Origin of the sequence: Kitasatospora saccharophila, assembly GCF_039529925.1 — a bacterium.
Taxonomy (GTDB): domain Bacteria; phylum Actinomycetota; class Actinomycetes; order Streptomycetales; family Streptomycetaceae; genus Kitasatospora; species Kitasatospora saccharophila.
In genome coordinates, this window is sequence record NZ_BAAANS010000092.1 from 16,676 (window position 1) to 22,102 (window position 5,427).

At 75.6% G+C, this 5,427-nt stretch carries 5 protein-coding genes; 2 read left to right on the forward strand and 3 right to left on the reverse strand.

Annotated features, from left to right (window positions below):
- Nucleotides 1-372 precede the first annotated feature (372 nt).
- On the reverse strand, nucleotides 373-1,662 hold the full coding sequence (lysA, locus tag ABD345_RS37140) for a diaminopimelate decarboxylase (RefSeq protein ID WP_344558852.1): 1,290 nt from the start codon (nucleotides 1,660-1,662) through the stop codon (nucleotides 373-375).
- A 180-nt stretch (nucleotides 1,663-1,842) separates the two neighbouring features.
- A complete protein-coding gene (locus ABD345_RS37145; RefSeq protein ID WP_344558854.1) occupies nucleotides 1,843-2,451 on the reverse strand; it encodes a flavodoxin family protein in 609 nt (202 codons plus the stop codon).
- A gap of 194 nt (nucleotides 2,452-2,645) precedes the next feature.
- On the opposite strand from ABD345_RS37145, the gene ABD345_RS37150 reads away from it, so the two are divergent.
- Entirely contained in the window at nucleotides 2,646-3,158 is a 513-nt protein-coding gene (locus ABD345_RS37150; protein ID WP_344558855.1) for a MarR family winged helix-turn-helix transcriptional regulator, read from the forward strand.
- Between the two features lie 34 nt (nucleotides 3,159-3,192).
- On the opposite strand, the gene ABD345_RS37155 is transcribed toward ABD345_RS37150, so the two are convergent.
- The gene (locus ABD345_RS37155) at nucleotides 3,193-4,179 is read right to left on the reverse strand and encodes a DUF5937 family protein (RefSeq protein ID WP_344558856.1); all 987 of its coding nucleotides are present in this window, start codon (nucleotides 4,177-4,179) and stop codon (nucleotides 3,193-3,195) included.
- Between the two features lie 104 nt (nucleotides 4,180-4,283).
- On the opposite strand from ABD345_RS37155, the gene ABD345_RS37160 reads away from it, so the two are divergent.
- Entirely contained in the window at nucleotides 4,284-5,291 is a 1,008-nt protein-coding gene (locus tag ABD345_RS37160; RefSeq protein ID WP_344558858.1) for an aldo/keto reductase, read from the forward strand.
- Nucleotides 5,292-5,427: the final 136 nt, after the last annotated feature.

The following is a 5,427-nucleotide window of genomic DNA, read 5'->3' on the forward strand; positions in this document are numbered from 1 at the left end:
AACGCGGTGGGTGGGTCGTCCGGCTGGCAGTTGGGCGGCGAGCGGGGCGGCCCGGACCGGGCCCTGTGGGAGGGCTGTGAGGGCGGGGCGTGGGGTGGTGTTGCGGCTTGTTCCGGGTGCGGGCCCGGCGCAGTGGCAGGGGCAGGCGGGTCAGGGCGGCGAGGGCGTACAGCGGTGGGGCAGCCATGTAGCCCGTGGGGCCGCCGCCGGGGACGATGACGGGGTTGGTGATCTTCTCTTCGGTCACTTGGACGGTCCGGAGGAGGACCGCGGGGACGGTGGCCGGGGCGTACCAGGACCGGTGCCGGGCCGGTTGCTGCCGTCGCCCCTCCCCCGGGCCGGTCGGTCGGGGGGGGAGGGGCGGGGGCCGGGTCAGGCCGGGAGGTCGGTCTCGGTGGCGAGCATGTCGGCGATGCTCTGGCGGCGGCGGACGAGGCGGGCCTCGGGGCCGTCGACGAGGACCTCGGGGATCAGCGGGCGGGAGTTGTAGGTGGAGGACATGCTCGCGCCGTAGGCGCCCGCGTCGTGGAAGACCAGGAGGTCGCCGGTTTCGGTGCGCGGCAGTGGGACGGAGTGGACCAGGCCGCCCTCGGACTGGGTGAAGACGTCGCCGGACTCGCAGAGCGGGCCGGCCACGACGGTGTCCACCGGGTCGGTGGTGCGGGGTTCGCCGCTGTCGCCGTCGAGGACGGAGATCCGGTGGTTGCTGCCGTACATGGCGGGCCGCATCAGGTCGTTGAAACCGGCGTCGGAGAGGACGAACCAGTTGCTGCCGACCGCCTTCTGGGCGCGGACCTCGGCGGTCAGCACGCCGGAGCCGGCGACCAGGAAGCGGCCGGGTTCGATCTCCAGCCGGACGGGGTGGCCGAGGCGGTCGGCGAGTTCCCGGCGGGCGGAGTCCCAGAGCCGGAAGTAGCGGTCGGTGTCGACTTCCTGCTCGCCGGGGCCGTAGGGGACGGAGAGGCCGCCGCCGGCGGAGATGGCGCGCACGTCGCGGCCGGTGACCAGGACCTGCTTGACCATGGTTTCGCAGACGTTCTCCAGGTGGCCGTAGTCCACGCCGGAGCCGATGTGCATGTGCAGGCCGATCAGGTCCAGGCCGTGGCGGTCGACGAGTTCGAGGCTCTCGTCCAGGTGCTCGTGCCAGATGCCGTGCTTGCTGTGCTCGCCGCCGGTGTTGGTCTTGCGGCTGTGGCCGTGGCCGAAGCCGGGGTTGACCCGGATCCAGACGGGGTGGCCGGGCGAGAGGCGGCCGACCTGGTCGAGCATCTGCGGGGAGCCGGCGTTGACCGGGACGCCGAGTTCGACGACGCGGTGCAGGGCGCTGCGGCTGAGCAGGTCGGCGGTGAGGACGACGGGTTCGTCCGGGCCGCCGACCCGGTAGCCGGCCAGCAGGGCCCGTTCGAGTTCTCCTTCGGAGACGGCGTCGACCAGGACGCCCTCCTCGCGCATGAGGCGCAGGATGTGGATGTTGGAGCACGCCTTCTGCGCGAAGCGGATCACGTCGAAGGAGCGCAGTTTGGCGATCTGGTCGCGGATGGTCTGCGCGTCGTACGCCCACAGCGGGGTGCCGTGTTCGGCGGCGAGGGCCGCGAGGCGGGGGCCGTCGATGGCACCGGGCAGGGCGGGCTGCCCGGTGGGGGCGTCAGCAGGGGAGGTCATGGTGGGTCTTCAGTCCTTCTCACCGATCATCAGCTCGATCCCCGGATCATCCTCCAAAGCGCGCGGGGGCCGCCGGGTTGCCCGAACCACGGACAGATGATCTTCGTGCGGCGGGTCGGAACGGCCGGGGCGGCGGGGGCCGGGTGCCGGCGCACCCGGCCCCCGCCGGGTCGGAGCGGGTCAGGCCGCGGCCGGGGCGGGCTCGGTGGTGCGGCCGCGGAGTTGGACCCGGGTGATCTCGGCGACGCGGCGGCCGAGGGCTTCGGCGGTGCGCAGGTCGGAGGCGGTGGGGGTGAGTTCGGGGCTCTGGTCGTTGTTGGACTGGGACATGGCGCCGAGCCAGCTGCCGAGGCGGTTGAGGTCCTCGGCGCTGCCGGTGGAGGTGTTCCAGCCGCCGTACTCGGCCAGGCCGACCCAGATCATGCCGTGCTGGGCGGCGAACAGCGCGATGTCGGTCAGCGTGTGCAGCTTGTCGCCGGCCATGTTGCCGCTGTTGGTGAAGCCGGCGCCGATCTTGTCCTTCCAGCGCATGCCGTCGCCCCAGACCTGCGAGGTGGCCTCGACGAAGGTCCGGAAGACGGCGCTGGAGCCGCCCATGTAGGTGGGCGAGCCGAAGACGATCGCGTCGGCCTCGTCGAGGGCGCGCCACAGTTCGTCGTCCAGTTCGGTCAGCGGGAGCAGCCGCACCTCGGTGCCCTCGACCTTGCCCGCGCCCGCGGCGACCGCCTCGGCCTGCTTGGCGGTGTGTCCGTATCCGCTGTGGTAGGCGACGGCGATTCGAGCCTGCATGATCACTCCCCAAGTGAGTCATGAGAAAGCTATTCAGAAAGCTTTCTGCTGAGATTGAACATAGCCCCTCCCCCGCCGGGCGGGCAACAGCGGAGGCCGGGGCGCGTCCGGCCCCTCGGCGCGGCCGTGCGCTGGGCTACCCTGGAGGGCCCGACCCGGCGAGCGCGCCGTGGCGACGGAAGGAGGGGGCGGCCGTGTCCGGACCGGACCACGTCGACGAGATCATCACCGCCTGGCACGTCCAGCTGCCCGAGATCGCGGGCCTGCCCCTGGAGTTGGCCAAGCGCAGCGCGCTGCTGACCGCCGCCTTCGACGAGGTCGCCGCCCGGGAGCTGGAGCGGCTGGGGCTGACCCAGGCCGAGTACGGGATGCTCGCGGTGCTGCGCCGGGCGGGCGAGCCCTACCGGCTCAGGCCCACCGAGCTGACCGGCGCCCTGCTGCTGTCCTCCGGCGGCACCAGCAACGTCCTCAAGCGGCTCGGCGCCGCCGGGCTGGTCTCCCGCGAGGCCGACACCGGTGACGGCCGCAGCTCCTGGGTCCGCCTGACGCCCCGGGGCGTGGAGAGCGCCGAGGCGGCCGTGCGCGCGGTCACCGCCGCGCACGCCGGCATCGTCGCCCGGATCCCCGGGACGACGGCGGAACTGCTCAACACCGTCCTCAAGGACGTCCTGGCCGCCGTCGAGGAGGGCGTGCTGGTCCGCCGCTGAGGCCGGTCCGCAACGGTCCCGCTCCCGGCCGGGGTCAGCGGGCTGCCCGGAGGACGGTTTCGGCGACCTCGGTGCGGGCGTGCAGGACGGTGCGCCCGGCCCGGTGCGAGGTGACGAACCCGGCCTCGCGCAGGGCGGTGAGGTTCTCGGAGACGTGGGCCGCGGAGAAGCCGGTGCGGCGGGCCAGTTCGGCGGTGGCGGCGGGGGTGTCCAGCTCGACCAGCAGCCGGGTGCGGGCCCGGCCCAGGACGGCGGCCAGCGCGTCGGTGGCGGGGGCGGTGCGCGGCTCCCAGAGCCGGCCGGTGCCGCGGGCCCGGTAGGCCAGTTGCGGCGGGTCGGGCGGGGCGATCCGGGTGGACAGGCCCGGGCCCTTGAAGGCGGTGGGGACCAGCAGCAGTCCGCCCCCGGCCGCGTGCCGGGCCAGGGTCCGGGCCCGGCGGGCCAGGTGCAGCCCGGTTCCGTCCCAACTGACCTGCGGGTGGAGGGTGTTGAGCAGGCGGTCGGTGCCGTGCCGGGCGGCCTGCCGGGCGCGGTGGAAGACGTCCGCCTCCAGCAGCGCCCGGATCCGCGGCCAGTACGGGGCGAGCGCCAGTTCCCAGTACCGCTCGGCCTCCCGCAGCAGGTGCGGCAGCCGGGCGGCCGGGTCGGCGTGCAGGGCGCGCGCCCGGGGGCCGGCGCCGCCCCGGTGGTGGCGCAGGTGGTCGAGGTCGGCGCGGATCCGCTCGGCGGGGGTGGCGGCGATCGCCGCCAGTTCCTCCGCCAGGGTCGGGGCCGGTCCGGCGGGCGCGGGGTTGAGGAAGTCCGGCACGTACCCGCTGTCGGGCGGGAGCAGCTCGGCGAGCCAGCCGCGGTCGAGTCCGGCGGCGGCCGTCCGGGGGCGCACCTGCGCCAGCCAGCTGCGGTGCACCCGGTCCGCCGTGCCGGAGGCCGACAGGCGGTGGCCGGTGGTGAGCTGCCACATCGGCGAGACCGCGAACCGGACCCGGGCCACGTCCCGGGCCGGGAAGAGCAGTTCGGCCACCGCACCCCTCCCCCGCTCCGGACCGGACCGGACCGGACCGGACTAGATTCGGGCATTCCCGAATCGATGGCCGCCACTGTAGCGGGCGGACGACCATTCCCGGCATGGACTCTCTCCCCTCCCCCGTCCCGCCGTCCCCGGCCGGGCGGGTGGTCGACGCCGCCGCGGCGGGCACCTGGACCCTGGGCGACCTGACCGTCAACCGGGTCGGCTTCGGCGCGATGCGGCTGGCCCAGCGCGGCCCGGCGCTGGTGCCCGGCGCGCTGCCCCGCGACCGCGCCCAGGCGGTCGGCGTGCTGCGCCGGGCCGTCGAGCTCGGCGTGAACCACATCGACACCGCCGCCTTCTACTTCTCGCCGCTCCGCTCGGCCAACGAGCTGATCAACCGGGCGCTGTCCCCGTACCCCGACGACCTGGTGATCGCCACCAAGGTCGGGCAGCCCCGGGACCCGTCGGGGGCGTGGCTGCCGCACGCCCGCCCGGAGCAGCTGCGCGGCCTGGTCGAGGAGAACCTGCGCCAGCTCGGCCGCGACCACCTGGACCTGGTCAACCTCCGGGTGGTGGGCGGCGGTTCGGTCGCCGAGCGGTTCGGCGCGCTGGCCGAGCTGCGCACCGCCGGGCTGGTCCGGCAGCTGGGCCTGTCCAACGTCCTGCCGCACCAGCTGGCCGAGGCCCGAGCCGTCGCGCCGGTGGTGTGCGTGCAGAACATGTACGGCCTGGGGGTGCGGCCCGAGCAGGACGCGTTCGTCGACCTGTGCGGCGAGCAGGGCGTGGCCTTCGTCCCGTTCTACGCGCTCGCGGGCCGGGACGGGCAGTACGGGGTGGGCGGGCGGCCGACGGCAGGCGAGCCGCAGGAGGCGGACGGGCGGCCGGGGGCGGGGCGGCGGGCGGGGGCGGGTGAGCCGGGGCCTGCCGGGGTGCTGGAGGTGGCCCGGGCGCACGGGGTCTCTCCCGCGCAGGTCCGCCTGGCCTGGACGCTGCACCGCGGTCCGCACGTGCTGGCCATCCCGGGCACCGGGGACCCGGAGCACCTGGTGGCCAACGTCGCGGCCGGCGCGCTGCGGCTGTCCGCGGCCGAGCTCGGCCGGCTCGACGCGCTCCACCGGGGGTGAGCGGCCGCGACCGCGGCGGGCCGGCGGGGCGTTGGGCGTCGTCGAGGAGCCGGGCCACGGCCTCCGCGGTCCGGCCCGCGTCGAGCGGCCGGTCGGCCGGGGCGCGGCGGGGGCGGCGGCGCCCGGCCGGCCGGCC

Coding starts and splice junctions, on each gene's coding strand:
- lysA (WP_344558852.1), bottom strand. CDS start 1,662: ATGACCTCCCCTGCTGACGCCCCCACCGGGCAGCCCGCCCTGCCCGGT.
- ABD345_RS37145 (WP_344558854.1), bottom strand. CDS start 2,451: ATGCAGGCTCGAATCGCCGTCGCCTACCACAGCGGATACGGACACACC.
- ABD345_RS37160 (WP_344558858.1), top strand. CDS start 4,284: ATGGACTCTCTCCCCTCCCCCGTCCCGCCGTCCCCGGCCGGGCGGGTG.